This window comes from Lonepinella sp. BR2357 (assembly GCF_051851525.1).
Lineage (GTDB): Bacteria > Pseudomonadota > Gammaproteobacteria > Enterobacterales > Pasteurellaceae > Lonepinella.
Genome location: NZ_JBPDVG010000025.1, coordinates 1 through 1,177, shown reverse-complemented (window position 1 = coordinate 1,177; position 1,177 = coordinate 1). Strand labels below are relative to the sequence as shown.

Below are 1,177 nucleotides of genomic sequence, written 5' to 3'. Positions count from 1 at the left end.
GAAAGTACGATTTAAAAGCAAGCAGTTTATTGAGCGATCGAACTTAAATTGAAGAGTTTGATCATGGCTCAGATTGAACGCTGGCGGCAGGCTTAACACATGCAAGTCGAACGGTAACAGGAAGTGCTTGCACTTTGCTGACGAGTGGCGGACGGGTGAGTAATGCTTGGGAATCTGGCTTATGGAGGGGGATAACGACGGGAAACTGTCGCTAATACCGCGTAAAATCGCAAGATTAAAGTGTGGGACCTTCGGGCCACATGCCATAGGATGAGCCCAAGTGGGATTAGGTAGTTGGTAGGGTAAAGGCCTACCAAGCCGACGATCTCTAGCTGGTCTGAGAGGATGACCAGCCACACTGGAACTGAGACACGGTCCAGACTCCTACGGGAGGCAGCAGTGGGGAATATTGCGCAATGGGGGGAACCCTGACGCAGCCATGCCGCGTGAATGAAGAAGGCCTTCGGGTTGTAAAGTTCTTTCGGTGATGAGGAAGGAGTTGTTTTTAATAGAAACAGCAATTGACGTTAGTCACAGAAGAAGCACCGGCTAACTCCGTGCCAGCAGCCGCGGTAATACGGAGGGTGCGAGCGTTAATCGGAATAACTGGGCGTAAAGGGCACGCAGGCGGTTATTTAAGTAAGATGTGAAAGCCCCGAGCTTAACTTGGGAATTGCATTTTAGACTGGATAACTAGAGTACTTTAGGGAGGGGTAGAATTCCACGTGTAGCGGTGAAATGCGTAGAGATGTGGAGGAATACCGAAGGCGAAGGCAGCCCCTTGGGAAGATACTGACGCTCATGTGCGAAAGCGTGGGGAGCAAACAGGATTAGATACCCTGGTAGTCCACGCTGTAAACGATGTCGATTTGGGGATTGGGCTTTAGGTCTGGTGCCCGTAGCAAACGTGATAAATCGACCGCCTGGGGAGTACGGCCGCAAGGTTAAAACTCAAATGAATTGACGGGGGCCCGCACAAGCGGTGGAGCATGTGGTTTAATTCGATGCAACGCGAAGAACCTTACCTACTCTTGACATCCATAGAATTTTTCAGAGATGAAAAAGTGCCTTCGGGAGCTATGAGACAGGTGCTGCATGGCTGTCGTCAGCTCGTGTTGTGAAATGTTGGGTTAAGTCCCGCAACGAGCGCAACCCTTATCCTTTGTTGCCAGCATGT

At 50.6% G+C, this 1,177-nt stretch carries 1 rRNA gene; it reads left to right on the top strand.

Annotation, left to right across the window (positions count from 1 at the left end):
• Positions 1 to 45 precede the first annotated feature (45 nt).
• Positions 46 to 1,177, top strand: a 16S ribosomal RNA gene (locus tag ACTG7L_RS10765); the annotation flags it as partial.